The organism is Pseudomonas sp. GW822-FHT01E03 (genome assembly GCF_058802985.1).
This window is the reverse complement of sequence record NZ_JBXAOQ010000006.1, coordinates 32,686-49,341: the sequence shown is the minus strand read 5'-3', so window position 1 is coordinate 49,341 and position 16,656 is coordinate 32,686. Positions and strand designations below refer to the sequence as shown.

Below are 16,656 nucleotides of genomic sequence, written 5' to 3'. Positions count from 1 at the left end.
GCAGGCAAGGCCCATTCCTGCGGGGTTTCGGCCGGTTTTGTGATCGCTAGCAGACAAGCCCCTCACTGTCGAGATATGGCGCTCGTGGTCCTTTGCGTATACTGCGCAGATGTTTTTCCCAACGGCTTTGCGTCCGCGGTACGCCAAATGGCTGATCGCAACCGGACTCTTCCTGATGCTCGGTGGCTGTGTTGATAAACCCAACACGCTCGAGCGCGTAAAGGAGGATGGTGTGCTGCGGGTGGTTACCCGAAACAGCCCCGCCACCTACTTTCAGGATCGCAACGGTGAGACCGGCTTCGAATACGAGCTGGTGAAGCGCTTCGCCGACGATCTGGGGGTCGAGCTCAAGATCGAGACCGCCGACAACCTCGATGACCTGTTCAACCAGGTCGGCAAGCCCAATGGCCCGGTGCTGGCGGCTGCCGGTCTGGTCAGCAGCGAAGAGCGCAAGAAGCAGGTGCGCTTCTCCCACTCCTATCTGGAAGTCACCCCGCAGATCATCTACCGCAACGGCCAGTCCCGGCCAACCGATGCGAAGGATCTGGTGGGCAAGAAGATCATGGTGCTCAAGGGCAGCACCCACGCCGAACAACTGGCGCAGCTGAAACAGAAGTTTCCTGGCATCGAATACGAAGAGTCTGACGCGGTCGAGGTCGTCGATCTCCTGCGCATGGTGGATGAAGGTCAGATCGACCTGACCCTGGTCGACTCCAACGAAGTGGCGATGAACCAGGTGTACTTCACCAACATCCGGGTCGCCTTCGACCTCGGCGACGCCAGCAACCAGAGCTGGGCCGTCGCCCCGGGCGACGACAACAGCCTGCTCAACGAAATCAACGATTACCTCGACAAGGTCAAGAAGAACGGCACCCTGCAACGCCTCAAGGACCGCTACTACGGGCATGTCGACGTCCTCGGCTACATGGGCGCCACCACGTTTGCCCAACACTTGCAGCAACGCCTGCCCAAGTACGAACAGCACTTCAAGGCCTACGCCAAGAAGGAGAAAGTCGACTGGCGCCTGCTGGCGGCCATCGGGTACCAGGAGTCGTTGTGGCAACCGACGGTCACGTCCAAGACCGGCGTGCGCGGCCTGATGATGCTGACCCAGAACACCGCGCAGGCCATGGGCGTGTCCAACCGCCTGGACCCCAGGCAGAGCATCATGGGCGGCGCCAAGTACCTGGCCTACACGAAAGACCAGCTCGACGACTCGATTCAGGAACCGGACCGGACCTGGTTTGCCCTGGCGGCCTACAACGTCGGCAGCGGCCACCTGGATGACGCACGCAAACTGGCGGCCAAGGAAGGGTTGAACCCGGACAAATGGCTGGACGTAAAGAAGATCCTGCCGCGCCTGTCGGAAAAGAAGTGGTACAGCAAAACCCGTTACGGCTACGCCCGCGGCGGCGAACCGGTGCATTTCGTGGCGAACATCCGTCGCTACTACGACATCCTGACCTGGGTCACGCAGCCGCAGCTTGAAGGGGACCAGGTCGCCGAGGGCAAACTGCTTGTTCCGGGGATCGACAAGAGCAAGCCGTCGCAGGAACCTGCACCGCTCTGACAGCCACCCAACATCAAATGTGGGAGCGAGCTTGCTCGCGATGAGGCCCTGTCAGTCACATCAATTGTGTCTGTCAGACCGCTATCGCGAGCAAGCTCGCTCCCACAGGGTTTTGTGTTGGTTTTAAGCCTTGGTAGCCGCCGCCAGAATCAGCGCCTTCATCTCCGAAACAGCCGACTTGAAGCCAACGAACAGCGCATGGGCCACCAGCGCATGGCCGATGTTCAGTTCGTTGATGCCCTTGATCGCCGCCACGGCTTCGACGTTGTGATAGTGCAGGCCATGACCGGCATTGACGATCAGGCCCTGGGCCAGACCGAAGGCCACGCCATCGGCTACACGCTTGAGTTCTTCGGCGACTTCGGTCGGCGTCTCGGCATCGGCATAACGCCCGGTGTGCAACTCGATGGCTGGCGCGCCGACACGGCGGGAGGCTTCGATCTGGCGCTCATCGGCGTCAATGAACAGCGACACTTCGGAGCCGATCTTCGACAGACGCTCGACCGCCGCCTTGATCCGCGCCTCCTGCCCCGCCACATCCAGGCCACCTTCGGTGGTCAGCTCCTGACGGGTTTCCGGCACCAGGCAAATGTGCGCCGGGCGGATGCGCTCGGCGAACAACATCATTTCTTCGGTGACCCCCATTTCGAAGTTCATGCGGGTTTGCAGCACGTCCTTGAGCAGCAGAACGTCGCGCTCCTGAATGTGCCGACGGTCTTCGCGCAGGTGCACGGTGATGCCGTCGGCGCCCGCCTCTTCCGCGTCCAGTGCAGCCTTGACCGGGTCCGGGTAACGGGTGCCCCGGGCCTGACGCAGGGTGGCAACGTGGTCGATGTTCACGCCAAGAAGAATACGGGTGCTGGTGGTCACGGAAGCGCTCCAGAAGAAGAGAAAGTTCGGTGCACAGCATACGGTGTGATCAGGGCTTGCGAAACAGCTCGCGACTGACAAGTGGACGGCCGCCCAGGTGAACGGCCAACGCCTGGCGCATCAAGCGCTTGGCGGCAGACAGAGCGCCGGGGGCAGACCAGTCGGCTTCAGCCATGGCCAGCAATTCGGTGCCGTTGAACAGGCCCGGTTGCAGCAGGTAGACACGTTCAAGCCCGGCATCCACTTGCAAACGGTAGAGGCCGTCCGGCGCGATGGGCTGATCATGAATATCAGTCGTCAGGGAAAAACCGTAGCCGAGGTCATCGAGCAAGCGCCACTCGAAGGAGCGCAGCAAGGGCTCCAGAGCACGACCTTCAGCCAGCGCCAGCAAAGTCGCAGCGTAGTGATCGAATACGCCGGGATGAGGATCTTCGGCGGGCAACAGGCGAATCAGCAATTCATTGAGGTAAAAACCGCTGAACAGCGCCTCGCCATTGAGCCAGGTGGAGATGCCAGCACTCTCCATGCGCCCGACATTCTTCAGCTCGCCCTTGCCCCGGAACTCGACTTCCAATGGCACGAACGGCCGCGCCAGTGTCCCGGCCTTGCCCCGTGCACTGCGCAACACCGCCCGTAGCCGACCTTGCGGCGTGAGGAAGTCCACCAGCGCGCTGTTTTCACGGTAGGCGCGGGAGTGCAGGACATAGGCGGGTTGGGCGGGCGCTTGGGACATGGAAATCGCAGTTCTCGATGAAGGAGCGCAGTTTTACATACAACCTGAAACCAATGTGGGAGCGAGCTTGCTCGCGATGAGGGCCTGATATTCAACATCAATGTTGACTGACAGACCGTTATCGCGAGCAAGCTCGCTCCCACAGGGGATCATTGTTGATCCGGAAAACGTATTACAGGTCGCCGTAACCCAACGAACGCAATGCACGCTCGTCATCGGACCAGCCACCCTTAACCTTGACCCACAGGTTGAGCATGATCTTGGAGTCGAACAGCAGTTCCATGTCCTTGCGCGCTTCGGTGCCGATGCGCTTGATGCGCTCGCCCTTGTCGCCAATGATGATTTTCTTCTGGCCATCGCGTTCGACGAGGATCAAGGCATGGATGTGCAGGGTCTTGCCCTGCTGCTTGAACTCTTCGATTTCAACGGTGATCTGGTACGGCAGCTCGGCGCCCATCTGGCGCATGATTTTCTCGCGCACCAGCTCGGCGGCGAGGAAACGGCTGCTGCGGTCGGTGATCTGGTCTTCCGGGAAGAAGTGATCGTTTTCCGGCAAGTGCTCGGCAATCACGCGTTCCAGTGCATCGAGGTTATGCCCGTGCTGTGCGGAAATCGGGATGATCTGCGCATTCGGCAACTGCTCCTGCAACCAGCTCAGGTGCGGCATCAGCTCGGCCTTGTCTTCGATGCGGTCGGTCTTGTTCAACGCCACGATCAGCGGGCCGGTCACGTACTGGACGCGCTCGAGCACCATCTGGTCTTCTTCGGTCCACTTGGTGCGATCGACCACGAAGATCACCACGTCGACGTCTTTCAGCGCCGCTGAAGCGGTCTTGTTCATGTAGCGGTTCAGGGCCTTTTCGCCGCCCTTGTGCATACCAGGGGTGTCGACGTAGATCGCCTGCACATCGCCCTCGGTCTTGATACCGAGCATGTTGTGACGGGTGGTTTGCGGTTTGCGCGAGGTGATCGCCAGCTTCTGACCCAGGATGTGGTTCAGCAACGTGGACTTGCCCACGTTCGGACGGCCGACGATGGCAACATAGCCACAGCGAGTTGCGTTTGTATCAGTCATTGCCATTCTCCACACCCAGGGCAATCAGTGCTGCGGCGGCCGCTACCTGTTCGGCAATACGACGACTCACACCCTGACCTCGGCTTTTTTCATTCAGTAAGATGATTTCGCATTCGACGAAGAACGTCCGGCAATGCGGCTCACCCTGGATATCCACCACTTCGTAACGCGGCAGCTCACAACCACGGGACTGCAGGAACTCTTGCAGGCGGGTCTTTGGATCTTTGTTGGTGTCGACCAGCGTCAGGCCTTCGAACTCGCCGGCCAGCCAGGCGAGCACACGCTCGCGGGCCATTTCCATGCCAGCATCGAGGTAGATCGCACCGATCAGCGCTTCGAGGGCATCGGCCAGAATCGACTCGCGACGGAAACCGCCGCTTTTCAGCTCGCCCGAGCCCAGGCGCAGGTATTCGCCCAGATCGAAACCACGGGCCAGTACGGCCAGGGTCTCACCTTTGACCAGACGTGCGCGCAAACGCGACAACTGGCCTTCGCGAGCCAGCGGGAAGCGCTCGAACAACGCCTCGCCGGCGACGAAGTTGAGAATGGCGTCACCGAGGAATTCCAGGCGTTCGTTGTTACGCCCGGCAAAGCTGCGGTGAGTCAGGGCCAGGACCATCAGTTCCTGATCCTTGAAGGTGTAGCCGAGCTGACGCTCTAGACGGCTTAAGGAGACGCTCACGGTTTACCCACGCTGAGTTCGTGGCTGGATTCCACCGCCATCGCCGTAAGTTGGCGCAGGCTTGGGACAATTAAAGCTGTGTTCAAAAATAACGTCCTGAATATCATTGTTTTCATGCCTCTGGCGCCCATTGTGCCGGCTCCAGAAATGCATTCGGCGCTGTGTTCAACAGCGCCGTGTCTGATTACTTGATCAGGCCAACCCGCGAGAAATTCGGCAGGTGGCTGAGTTTGGGTTCCGGCCAGCTCATCCAGACCGCAAAGGCCTTGCCGACGATATTCTTGTCGGGAACCATGCCCAGCAGATCCTTGGGAATGTTCGGATCATCCCAGTAGCGACTGTCGTTCGAGTTGTCGCGGTTGTCGCCCATCATGAAGTAGTGCCCGGCCGGCACGGTCCACGAATGGTCCGGCATTGCGCGGTAGCGGCTCATTTCCTTGCGGATCATGTGCTCGGCCACACCGAGTTTTTCCTTGTAGAGCTCAGCGCTGCCCAGCGTGCCCGGCTCGGAGCCGACCAGTTGCTCGGCAATCGATTGACCGTTGACGAACAGGCGCTTGTCGGCGGTGTAGCGAACCGTGTCGCCCGGCAAACCAACCACACGCTTGATGTAGTTGACGTTCGGGTCGCTCGGGTAGCGGAACACCATCACATCGCCGCGCTGCGGATCACCGACTTCGATGACTTTCTTGTCGATCACCGGCAAGCGGATCCCGTAGGAAAACTTGCTCACCAGGATGAAGTCGCCGACATCCAGGGTTGGCTTCATCGAACCGGAAGGAATCTGGAACGGTTCCACCAGGAACGAACGCAGCACCAGCACGATGAACAACACCGGGAAGAACGACTTGCCGTATTCAACCAGCAGCGGCTCTTTGTTCAGCTTCTCGACCACGACCATGTCAGGCTGGCTGACGCTGCCCTGATAGGAAGCGATGGCGGCACGCCGACGCGGGGCCAGGATCAACAGATCGAGCAACGCCAACAGGCCGCAGACGAACACGGCAATGACCAGCAACAGCGGGAAATTTAGCGACATAGGACCTAACTATCCAACCTGAGCACTGCAAGGAAGGCTTCCTGTGGAATCTCCACGTTGCCGACCTGCTTCATGCGTTTCTTACCGGCCTTTTGCTTCTCCAGCAGTTTCTTCTTACGGCTGACGTCACCACCGTAGCATTTGGCCAATACGTTCTTTCTGAGCGCCTTGACGGTTGTCCGCGCCACAATCTGCCCGCCAATGGCGGCCTGGATTGCCACGTCGAACATCTGCCGCGGAATCAGTTCTTTCATCTTCTCGGTCAACTGGCGACCTTTGTAGTGCGAGTTGTCACGGTGCACGATCAGCGCCAGGGCGTCGACCTTGTCACCGTTGATCAGCACGTCCAGTTTCACCAGGCTAGCCGATTGATAACGATCGAAATGGTAGTCCAACGAAGCATAGCCGCGGCTGGTGGATTTCAGGCGGTCGAAGAAGTCCAGCACCACTTCGTTCATCGGCAGGTCGTAGGTCACTTGTACCTGGGAGCCGAGGAACAGCATGTCAACCTGCACACCACGTTTTTCGATGCACAGGGTAATGACGTTGCCCAGGTGCTCTTGCGGCACAAGAATATTGGCCCGCACGATCGGCTCACGCATGTCTTCGATCGAGGACAGGTCCGGGAGCTTCGACGGGTTATCGACGTAGATCGTCTCGCCGGTCTTGAGCAGCAGCTCGAAGATTACCGTCGGCGCCGTGGTGATCAAGTCCAGGTTGTACTCGCGCTCCAGGCGCTCCTGGATGATTTCCATGTGCAGCATGCCGAGGAAGCCGCAACGGAAGCCGAAGCCCAGTGCGTCAGAGCTTTCCGGCGTGTATTGCAGCGACGAGTCGTTCAGGGTGAGCTTTTGCAGCGCTTCGCGGAAATCTTCGAAGTCGTCGGAGCTGACCGGGAACAGACCGGCGTAAACCTGCGGCTGAATACGTTTGAAGCCTGGCAGTACATCAACGTCCGGCGTCGAGCTCAAGGTCAGGGTGTCGCCCACTGGCGCACCGTGAATGTCCTTGATGCTGGCGATGATGAAGCCCACTTCACCGGCCTTGAGGTCAGCGGTAGGGGTGTGCTTCGGGTTGAAAACACCGACGCTGTCTACCAGGTGGATCTTGCCGGTGGACTTGACCAGGATCTTGTCGCCCTTCTTCACACGACCGTGGCGCACGCGCACCAGGGAAACAACACCCAGGTAGTTGTCGAACCAGGAGTCGATGATCAACGCTTGCAGCGGATCTTCGTAGTTGCCGGTCGGTGCAGGAATGGTGGCGACCAGGCGCTCGAGCACTTCGTCGACGCCCAGGCCGGTCTTGGCCGAACACTCGACCGCATCGGTGGCATCGATGCCGATGATTTTTTCGATTTCTTCTTTAACACGGTCCGGATCGGCCTGTGGCAGGTCGATCTTGTTCAGCACCGGCATCACTTCCAGGCCCTGCTCGATGGCCGTGTAGCAGTTGGCAACCGACTGTGCTTCAACGCCTTGACCGGCATCGACCACCAACAGCGCGCCTTCACAGGCAGCCAGCGAACGGCTCACCTCATAGGTGAAGTCAACGTGGCCGGGGGTATCAATGAAGTTCAGCTGGTAGTTGATACCGTCGCGAGCCTTGTAATACAGGGTGACGCTGTGCGCCTTGATGGTGATCCCGCGTTCACGCTCGAGGTCCATGGAGTCCAGGACCTGGGCTTCCATTTCGCGCTCGGCGAGGCCGCCACACATCTGGATGAAGCGATCGGCCAGCGTCGACTTGCCATGGTCAATGTGGGCGATGATGGAGAAATTGCGGATATGACTCAAATCACTCACGGATCAACACTCAAAAAGGCTGCAGGCATAGCCCGCCGAAAAATAGCCGGGAATTGTACCTGATCCACGGCGCAAGCGTCACGTTCGCAGGTCAGACGGTGCCTACAAAAACGCCCCGGTCTTGCGACAAGGGCGTTTTTTAACGTCAAAGCGGTCGGAAAATGCCCGCCATCAGCCAGCTCGACGCAACAGCCAGAGCCCCGCCACGGCACAAACACCCGCCGGCACCAGCACCGAAAGCAACGGCGGGAAGCCGAACACCTGGCTCGAAGGCCCCAGCAGATCCTGAACGATACGGAAGGTGAAACCCACCAGCACGCCGGTGAACACCCGTTGACCCAGGGTCACCGAGCGCAGCGGACCAAAGATGAAGGAAATCGCCATCAACACCAGAGCGGCAGTCACCAGCGGCTGCAACACTTTGACCCAAAATGCCAGCCAGTAGCGGCCATTGTTCAGCCCCTGGTCCGCCAGATAATGGATGTAACTCCACAGGCCACTGATCGACAGCGACTCGGGCACCATGATCACGGTGTTCAGCAACTGCGGACTCAACGCAACGTCCCAGCGCTCTTGCGGGGTCGAAACCACTTCGGTGCTGCGCTCGTGGAACAGCGTGGTCGTGACATCCGACAACTGCCAGTGATCGTTTTCGAAGTTGGCACGCTTGGCGAAACTCGCCGACAGCATGTGCCGCTCTTTGTCGAAGCGATAACGGGTCACGCCATACAGGATGCCGTTGGGTTGTACCGAGTTGACGTGAATGAACTCATCGCCCTGGCGGTGCCACAAGCCGTGCCTGGCGCTTTGTGCATCACCGCTGCCCTGGGCCAGCGAGCGATTGGCCTGTGCGGCGGTTTCAGCGGGCGGAGCGACGTACTCGCCGACCAGCACGCCGGCCAGCATCAATACCAGCATCGGCTTCATGACCGCCCAGACGATCCGGCCGATCGACACGCCGGCGGCGCGCATGATGGTCAGCTCACTGTTGCTGGCCAGGCTGCCCAGACCGATCAGGCAGCCGATCAGCGCAGCCATCGGCAGCATTTCGTACATCCGGCGCGGAGCGGTCAACAACACATAACTCAGCACATCGACCAGGGTGTAGGTATCGCTGATTTCCCCCATCTCGTCGATGAAGGCAAACAGTGTCGCCAGACCAAGAATGATCCCGAGCACCGCCAGGATCGCCATGAACACACTGCTACCAATGTAGCGATCAAGCTTAACCACGGGCCACCTCCAGCGCGCTGCGGCGACTCGCCCTCTTCAAGCGCAAGGGTTCCCAGTAGAGCAAGCCCAGGCCGATGGACAGGAAAATCCCGTGCACCCACCACAAGCCAAACACCGCAGGGATCTTGCCCTTGTCGAGGGCACCGCGGGCGGCAATCAGAATGCTCAGGTAAGCCATATAAAGAAGAATCGCCGGCAGTAACTTGAGGAATCGGCCCTGACGCGGGTTGACCCGTGACAGCGGCACCGCCATCAAGGTCACGATGAACACCAGCAACGGCAGAGACATGCGCCATTGCAGCTCGGCGCGCATGCGAATGTCGTCACTGCCGATCAATGTACGGGTCGGCATTGCGTCACGGTCGGTGACTTCGTCACTGACTTCCGGTTTTGGCAGCAACACACCGTACTCGTCATACTTGATCGCCCGGTAGTCGGCCTGCCCCGGACTACCGTCATAGCGATAGCCGTTATCAAGAATCAGGTAGCGGTTGCCGTCCGGACGAATTTCCTGGCGCCCCTTTTCCGCCACCAGCACAGAAATCCCGCGATCCTTGTTATTGGAACTGATGTTTTTTTGCGAGATGAACACACCACCCAGATTGACGCGGTCATCGGACATGCTCTCGGTGTAGGTGACCCGGGTGCCGTCACGCAAAGCCTGGAAACGCCCTGGCTCCAGGGTATCGAATTCGGTCAGGGCATCCTGCTTGTTCAGCAGCAACTGAAACTGATTGGCCCCCTGTGGCGCCAGGCTCAGGCTCAGCCACGCAACGACGAGCGCAACCAGGGTGGCCGGGAACAGCGTCATGCAAAACAGCCGCTGCTGGCTCATGCCCGTGGCCGAGAGCACGGTCATTTCGCTTTCGAGGTACAGGCGACCGTAGGACAACAGGATCCCGAGAAACAGCCCCAGCGGCAGGATCAGCTGGAGGAAGCCCGGCAGGCGATAGCCCATGATCAGGAACAACGACCCCGGATCCAGCAGGCCCGAAGCCGCCTGGGCGAGGTATTTGATGAAGCGACCGCTCATGATGATGACCAGCAGCACGGCACTGACGGCGCTCAAGGTCAACAGGACTTCGCGGGATAGATAACGGAAGACGATCAAACCAGACACTCCAGGGTTGTCAGGCTAAGGCGGCCGAACAAGCAAACGTATCGGACAGCCCGCAAGGCAGAGCCGCCGAAAAAAGATGGCGCATTATCCTGTGATTGGGTGCGCCTGTCACTGCGCAATGCATCCCCCCTTGTAGGAGCGAGCCTGCTCGCGATGGTCGTCAACGATAACGCGGGGAGCCTGACACCCTGCGTCAATCTAGGGTTCTTCGCGAGCAGGCTCGCTCCTACATTCGTGCGGTCGAGGGTTGTCAGCCGCCGGTAGCGAGGTTCAAACTGCGGCCTTTGTCGCCGGTCGATCCTGGCGCCTTTCTGTTTATAAGCAATCGACGCACATAAGGTGTCGGGCGCATGCGTGATAACCATCAATTCAGGGACCCGGACATGGAACTGGTTGTAAAAAGCGTCAACCCCGAAACGTTGAAGACCGCCACTCTCGTGGTCTCCGTCGGCGAAGGCCGCAAGCTCGGCGGTGTTGCCAAACAACTCGACGAACTGAGCGGCGGCGCGATCAGCACTGTGCTCAAGCGCGGCGACCTGGCCGGCAAGGTCGGCCAGAGCCTGCTGCTGCACAGCCTGCCGAACCTCAAGGCCGAGCGTGTGCTGCTGGTGGGCGTTGGCAAGGACGACGAACTGGGTGACCGCCCGTTCCGCAAGATCATCGCCGGCATCCTCAATACCCTCAAAAGCCTGGGCGGCAGCGATGCGGTGCTGGCCCTGGATGAAGTGGTCGTCAAAGGCCGCGACAGTTATGGCAAGACCCGCCTGCTGGCCGAAACCCTGGTGGACGGCGAGTACAGCTTCGACCAGTTCAAGAGCCAGAAGGCCGAACCCCGCGCGCTGAAGAAAATCACCCTGCTGACCATCAAGGCCGCCCAGGCTGAAGTGCAACGCGCCGTGACCCACGCCACCGCCATCGCCAACGGCATGGCCTTCACCCGCAACCTGGGTAACCTGCCGCCGAACATCTGTCACCCGACCTTCCTCGGTGAGCAGGCCAAAGACCTGGGCAAAGAATTCAAGGACCTGAAAGTCGAAGTCCTCGACGAGAAGAAGATCAAGGCCCTGGGCATGGGCTCGTTCTACGCCGTCGGCCAGGGCAGCGCCCAGCCTCCGCGCCTGATCGTCATGCAATACAACGGTGGCAAGAAATCCGAGAAGCCGTACGCGCTGGTCGGCAAAGGCATCACCTTCGACACCGGCGGCATCAGCCTCAAGCCGGGCGCCGGCATGGATGAAATGAAGTACGACATGGGCGGCGCCGCCAGCGTGTTCGGTACCCTGCGTGCCGTGCTCGAGCTGAAGCTGCCGATCAACCTGGTGTGCATCCTGGCCTGCGCCGAAAACATGCCGAGCGGCAACGCTTCGCGCCCGGGGGACATCGTCACCACCATGAGCGGTCAGACCGTGGAAATCCTCAACACCGACGCCGAAGGCCGTCTGGTGCTGTGCGACGCCCTGACCTACTCCGAGCGCTTCAAGCCGCAAGCGGTCATCGACATCGCGACCCTGACCGGCGCCTGCGTGGTTGCCCTGGGTTCCCACACCTCGGGCCTGCTGGGCAACAATGACGAACTGATCGGCCAACTGCTGAGCGCCGGCAAGGCCGCCGACGACCGCGCCTGGCAACTGCCGCTGTTCGATGAATACCAGGAACAGCTGGACAGCCCGTTCGCCGACATCGCCAACATTGGCGGCCCGAAAGCCGGCACCATCACTGCGGCCTGCTTCCTGTCGCGCTTCACCAAGAACCTGAACTGGGCGCACCTGGACATCGCCGGCACGGCCTGGACCAGCGGCGGCAAGGACAAGGGCGCCACTGGCCGTCCGGTTCCCCTGCTGACCCAATACCTGCTGGACCGCGCCAAAGCCTGAAACCGTTGATGGGCCGCGGCGTCACTTTTCGGTGGCGCCGCTTGCCGCTCTGGAACCGCAATGACCAAAGTCGACTTCTATATCCTGCCCAGCGCCGATCCTTCGGCACGCCTGGACTTTGCCTGCAAGCTCACCGAGAAAGCCTGGCGCATGGGCCACCGCATCTACCTGCATTGCAGCGACGCGGCCCAGCGTGACGATCTCGATGCGCGGCTGTGGACGTTCAAGGGCGAAAGCTTCGTGCCCCACGGCCCTGCCGACAGCGAGCCTGAGGGTTTGATTGTCCTGGGGTTGGGCGATGACTGCGGTCAACATCAGGATTTGCTGGTCAATCTCGACCTGAAAGTCCCGGCCTTCGCCAACAGGTTCGCCCGGGTGGCGGAAGTGGTGGTGGAGGATCCGACGATCAGAGCGGCCGCGCGGGAGAGTTTCCGTTTCTACCGCGAACAGGGCTATCCTCTGCAAGATCACCGTTTACAGCGACTCTGAGCCTTCCAATGGACACTCCAAAACCGCTGCAACAGTCCGCGCACCTGCTGGACGACCTTGAGTCGATCCGCCAATTGCTCGGCGATGACAACCTGCAACCGCCTCTGCTGACCGACACGGTCGAGGAAGGTGATCAGGAACAGATTCCCATGTTGTTCGACGCCGTGAGCGAACCTTCGCCACCCGTCGTACCGACAACGCCTGCCCCGATCGTTGAACCCGTCACCGCGGCAACGTCGGCGCCCGCCCCCAGCAAGAACCCGGATGACTTGCTGCACCTGGACAGCGAATTGCGCGCCGCCGCGCAATTGATCATGCAAGACGTGATCGACGATTTCGCCCCGCACATCGAGACCGAAATCAAACGCCGCCTCAGTGCGCGACTGGAGCGCTTGTTGAGCCAGTACAACGACTGAACAACTTGCAGTGGGGGGCTCTTCTGTGGGAGCGAGCTTGCTCGCGATGACGATCTGTCTGGCACATCAATGCTGAATTTGCTGACCCCATCGCGAGCAAGCTCGCTCCCACACAAAGCGTCTCGCCACAAGTTGAATCTTCAGGTACTGAGATAGCGTCCGATCAACGCGATCCCGCTGGCCAGCACCAGCCACGTCACCAGGCGCACAAACGCCTCGCGGGACAAGCGCATGGTCAGCCGTCGACCGAACCACAGCCCCAGCACCATCGCCGGCAACAGACAAACCGCCAGCACCAGCAACGGCAAATCGGCATACACACCGGCGATTGCAAACAGGCTCAAACGCACCACCGTACTGCAACTGATCAGCGCGCTCTGGGTGGCCCGGGCCGCCTCCTTGGGCAACCGGCTGTTCAAATAGATCGCATAGAGAAAGCCGCCGCTGCCAAACAACGCGCCAAACATTCCGCCCACCGTCCCCATCGGCAGCGCCCACGCGGCGGACAACTGCGCCGGACGGACCTTTATCCACAGGCTGTAAATTGCATAGGCGCTGATAAACAGCCCCATCAGCAGCAGCAACAGGTCGGATTTCAGGTTCAGCAGGAATATCACGCCAAGTGTGCAGCCCACCGCCATGCACGGCAGCAACCGCAACAGCTCCGGCCTCGCCACATCTCGCCGTGACGGCAGCAGATTGCCGAATGCCGCGACAAAATCGAGCAACACCAGTAAAGGCACGATCTTCGACAGCGGCATGAACAGAATCAGAATCGGCCCCGCCACCAGCGCGGTGCCGAAACCGGCGATGCCGAACACGATGTAGGCCAGGGCGATGCCCGCACCGATTACCAGCCAATCCAGCGGGACGAATGGCCATTGGTTCAACAGTTCAAACACATTCATCCGAACATCTTCCTTGATCACATGAGGCGACTTTACCTCTGTGGGAGCGAGCTTGCTCGCGATGGCGATCTGTCTGGCACATCAATGCTGAATTTGCTGGCCCCATCGCGAGCAAGCTCGCTCCCACATAAATGCCCTCAATGGATTTGTGAGCAGTCGTGGAGATTGCCAGGCAAATGCCTTTAAACTGCGCCCCATGATTAAAGATCCCTTTGCAAGACTCGGCCTGGACCGCGAAGTCCTGACCGTCAGCCAGCTCAACGGCCGCGCGCGGGTGTTGCTTGAAGACGTGTTCAGCAACATCTGGGTCGAAGGCGAAATCTCCAACCTCGCCCGCCCGGCTTCCGGCCACGTGTATTTCACCCTCAAGGACAGTGGCGCCCAGGTGCGTTGCGCGTTGTTCCGGCAGAACGCGGCACGGGTTCGTCAGGCCTTGAAAGACGGCCTGGCGGTCAAGGTGCGTGGCAAGGTCTCACTGTTCGAGGGACGCGGTGATTATCAGCTGATCCTCGACACCGTGGAGCCGGCCGGCGATGGCGCCTTGCGCCTGGCGTTCGATGCACTCAAGGAAAAGCTCAGCGCCGAAGGCCTGTTCAGTGCCGAGCGCAAGGTGCCGTTGCCGGCGCATCCGCAACGCATCGGCATCATCAGTTCGCCCACTGGGGCGGTGATCCGCGACATCATCAGCGTGTTCCGCCGTCGTGCACCGCAGGTGCAATTGACCCTGATCCCTACCGCCGTACAGGGCCGTGAAGCCACAGCACAGATTGTCCGCGCCCTGAAACTGGCCGATGCCCGCGGTTTCGACGCGCTGATCCTGGCCCGGGGCGGTGGCTCGCTGGAAGATCTCTGGTGCTTCAACGAAGAAGCCGTGGCCCGCGCCGTAGACGCTTGCGTGACGCCGATTGTCAGCGCGGTCGGCCATGAAACCGACGTGTCGATCAGCGACTTCGTGGCCGACGTACGCGCGCCCACCCCTTCCGCTGCCGCCGAATTGCTCGCACCGGACTCCAGCGACTTGATGCGTCGGGTCGAAAGCCTGCACCGACGGCTGGTGATGCGCATGCGTGACCGCTTGATGCGCGACCGCCTGCGCCTGGAAGGCGTTTCCCGACGCCTACGCCATCCCGGCGAGCGCCTGCGCCAGCAAGCGCAACGCCTGGATGACCTGGACATGCGCATGCGCCGCGCGTTCGAGCGCAGCCTCAACAGCCGCCGCGAACGCTTGATCCGCCTGGAAACCCGTCTGGCTGCACAACATCCGGGCCGGCAACTGGCAATGCTTCGCCAGCGCCTCGACAGCCTGGCCGAACGCCTGCCGCGCGCGATCCGCGAAGGGCTGAAGAGCCGTCGCCTGCAGTTGCACAGCCAGATGCAGACACTGCATGTGGTCAGCCCGTTGGCGACCCTCGGCCGTGGCTACAGCATCTTGCTGGACGAGCGCGGCAACGCGATCCGCAACGCCGCGCAAACCCATACCGGCCAGCGCCTGAAGGCCAAACTGGGCGAAGGCGAACTGCAAGTGCGGGTCGAAGACAATCACCTGACGCCCGTCACCCTTTCTTTACTGGATTGATCCATGCCGCGTTTCTTTGCTCCGCTGCTGTTGCTGCTCCTGACCTTCAACGCCCATGCCGACAGCTACATTACTCGCCAGTTGAACAAACCGGTGCCGGGAGGCGTTGCGGTGGTGGACCTGGGCACGTCCGCCCAGGCACCAAAAGCCACTTATCAAGGCAAACCGGTGCTGGTAGTGAAGGAACAGAACAACTGGCTGGCCATTGTCGGCCTGCCGCTGACGGTCAAGCCGGGGGTTCAATCGGTCAGCAGCGGCGGCCGTAATCTGAATTTTACGGTTGGCAATAAGAAATACCCGGAACAGCGCATCACCCTGAAGAACACCCAACAGGTCAATCCGGACCCGGAAAATCTCAAGCGCATCGAGCGTGAACTGGCTGAGCAGATTACTGCCTACCGCACGTTCAGCCCCAACACCCCGAGCAACCTGCTGCTGGACAAACCGGTGAACGGGCCGCTGTCGAGCAAGTTCGGCGTGCGGCGCTTTTTCAACGGTGAAGAGCGCAACCCCCACTCAGGCCTGGACTTCGCCGTACCCGGCGGTACGCCAATCAAGACCCCGGCCGCCGGCAAGGTGATCCTGATCGGCAACTATTTCTTCAATGGCAACACGGTGTTCGTCGACCATGGCCAGGGCTTTATCAGCATGTTCTGCCACATGTCGAAAATCGACGTGAAGGTGGGGCAGCCACTGGCCCGTGGTGACGTGGTCGGCAAAGTCGGCGCGACCGGCCGCGCGACCGGACCGCACATGCACTGGAACATCAGCCTGAACGATGCGCGGGTCGATCCGGCTATCTTCATTGGTGCGTTTCAGCCCTAGCTTTTTGTTGAAGCTGATGGCCTCATCGCGAGCAAGCTCGCTCCCACAGGGTTTGCGCTGTACCTGTGGGAGCGGGCTTGCTCGCGATGGCAATATCACAGACACCGAAAGCAGTCCGGCAGTGTCACATCATCAATTGCGCACCACTCAAACCTCGCGCAAACAACAAAACAATCACTGCCAATCACAGCAATAAAATCTCGATAAATACCCGCCCACGAGTATTCCTCTCAATTTTTTTCGACTGCTTGCCATCTTTCCCCCCCAAGGTTAGGGTTGAAGGCATGAAAACCTCTCACACCCTCATTCAGCTCCGCCAACACCGCAGCCTGTGCCTCGTCAGTGCACGACTGCCGGGCTGAATCGTGGTGCCTCGTCCCAAGCGTTAGTCCAAGAACTTTTGATCCACCGGCAGGCCGCCTTTTTTCGGCCAACACAATA

The 16,656-nt window shown here is 60.3% G+C and carries 15 protein-coding genes; 6 read left to right on the top strand and 9 right to left on the bottom strand.

Annotation, left to right across the window (positions count from 1 at the left end):
- Positions 1-109 precede the first annotated feature (109 nt).
- A complete protein-coding gene (mltF, locus tag AC1RP7_RS13630; protein ID WP_218494991.1) occupies positions 110-1,570 on the top strand; it encodes a membrane-bound lytic murein transglycosylase MltF in 1,461 nt (486 codons plus the stop codon).
- 123 nt (positions 1,571-1,693) lie between these two features.
- On the opposite strand, the gene pdxJ is transcribed toward mltF, so the two are convergent.
- The 8 genes from pdxJ to lptF form a co-directional block, all read right to left on the bottom strand.
- Entirely contained in the window at positions 1,694-2,440 is a 747-nt protein-coding gene (pdxJ, locus tag AC1RP7_RS13625) for a pyridoxine 5'-phosphate synthase (protein ID WP_429520727.1), read from the bottom strand.
- Between the two features lie 49 nt (positions 2,441-2,489).
- Positions 2,490-3,173: a DNA repair protein RecO gene (gene recO, locus AC1RP7_RS13620; protein ID WP_493183327.1), complete on the bottom strand. Its 684-nt coding sequence runs from the start codon at positions 3,171-3,173 to the stop codon at positions 2,490-2,492.
- Positions 3,174-3,345: 172 nt separating this feature from the next.
- Positions 3,346-4,248 carry a GTPase Era gene (gene era, locus AC1RP7_RS13615; RefSeq protein ID WP_007973959.1) on the bottom strand — a complete coding sequence of 301 codons (903 nt, stop codon included), beginning with the start codon at positions 4,246-4,248 and terminating at the stop codon, positions 3,346-3,348.
- A complete protein-coding gene (rnc, locus tag AC1RP7_RS13610) occupies positions 4,241-4,930 on the bottom strand; it encodes a ribonuclease III (RefSeq protein ID WP_008053221.1) in 690 nt (229 codons plus the stop codon). The genes era and rnc overlap by 8 nt, the downstream gene beginning before the upstream one ends.
- A gap of 184 nt (positions 4,931-5,114) precedes the next feature.
- Positions 5,115-5,969: a signal peptidase I gene (gene lepB / locus AC1RP7_RS13605; protein ID WP_057716283.1), complete on the bottom strand. Its 855-nt coding sequence runs from the start codon at positions 5,967-5,969 to the stop codon at positions 5,115-5,117.
- A gap of 5 nt (positions 5,970-5,974) precedes the next feature.
- On the bottom strand, positions 5,975-7,774 hold the full coding sequence (gene lepA / locus AC1RP7_RS13600; RefSeq protein ID WP_008053223.1) for a translation elongation factor 4: 1,800 nt from the start codon (positions 7,772-7,774) through the stop codon (positions 5,975-5,977).
- A gap of 171 nt (positions 7,775-7,945) precedes the next feature.
- Complete coding sequence (gene lptG, locus AC1RP7_RS13595; protein WP_057716284.1) at positions 7,946-9,007, bottom strand: LPS export ABC transporter permease LptG; 1,062 nt, start codon at positions 9,005-9,007, stop codon at positions 7,946-7,948.
- Entirely contained in the window at positions 9,000-10,118 is a 1,119-nt protein-coding gene (gene lptF, locus AC1RP7_RS13590) for an LPS export ABC transporter permease LptF (protein WP_102670179.1), read from the bottom strand. The genes lptG and lptF overlap by 8 nt, the downstream gene beginning before the upstream one ends.
- A 392-nt stretch (positions 10,119-10,510) precedes the next feature.
- Here lptF and AC1RP7_RS13585 point away from each other — a divergent pair, with 392 nt between their 5' ends.
- The 3 genes from AC1RP7_RS13585 to AC1RP7_RS13575 are packed head-to-tail and all read left to right on the top strand — an operon-like array spanning position 10,511 to position 12,906.
- Entirely contained in the window at positions 10,511-12,001 is a 1,491-nt protein-coding gene (locus tag AC1RP7_RS13585; protein ID WP_493183329.1) for a leucyl aminopeptidase, read from the top strand.
- Positions 12,002-12,061: 60 nt separating this feature from the next.
- The gene (locus AC1RP7_RS13580; RefSeq protein ID WP_057716286.1) at positions 12,062-12,490 is read left to right on the top strand and encodes a DNA polymerase III subunit chi; all 429 of its coding nucleotides are present in this window, start codon (positions 12,062-12,064) and stop codon (positions 12,488-12,490) included.
- An 8-nt stretch (positions 12,491-12,498) separates the two neighbouring features.
- A complete protein-coding gene (locus tag AC1RP7_RS13575) occupies positions 12,499-12,906 on the top strand; it encodes a DNA polymerase III subunit chi (protein ID WP_090453250.1) in 408 nt (135 codons plus the stop codon).
- 140 nt (positions 12,907-13,046) lie between these two features.
- On the opposite strand, the gene AC1RP7_RS13570 is transcribed toward AC1RP7_RS13575, so the two are convergent.
- Positions 13,047-13,814: a sulfite exporter TauE/SafE family protein gene (locus AC1RP7_RS13570; RefSeq protein ID WP_493183325.1), complete on the bottom strand. Its 768-nt coding sequence runs from the start codon at positions 13,812-13,814 to the stop codon at positions 13,047-13,049.
- A gap of 196 nt (positions 13,815-14,010) precedes the next feature.
- Here AC1RP7_RS13570 and xseA point away from each other — a divergent pair, with 196 nt between their 5' ends.
- On the top strand, positions 14,011-15,390 hold the full coding sequence (gene xseA, locus AC1RP7_RS13565; RefSeq protein ID WP_493183324.1) for an exodeoxyribonuclease VII large subunit: 1,380 nt from the start codon (positions 14,011-14,013) through the stop codon (positions 15,388-15,390).
- 3 nt (positions 15,391-15,393) lie between these two features.
- Positions 15,394-16,215 (top strand): peptidoglycan DD-metalloendopeptidase family protein, encoded by an 822-nt coding sequence (locus AC1RP7_RS13560; protein WP_102670186.1) that lies wholly within the window; start codon positions 15,394-15,396, stop codon positions 16,213-16,215.
- Positions 16,216-16,656: the final 441 nt, after the last annotated feature.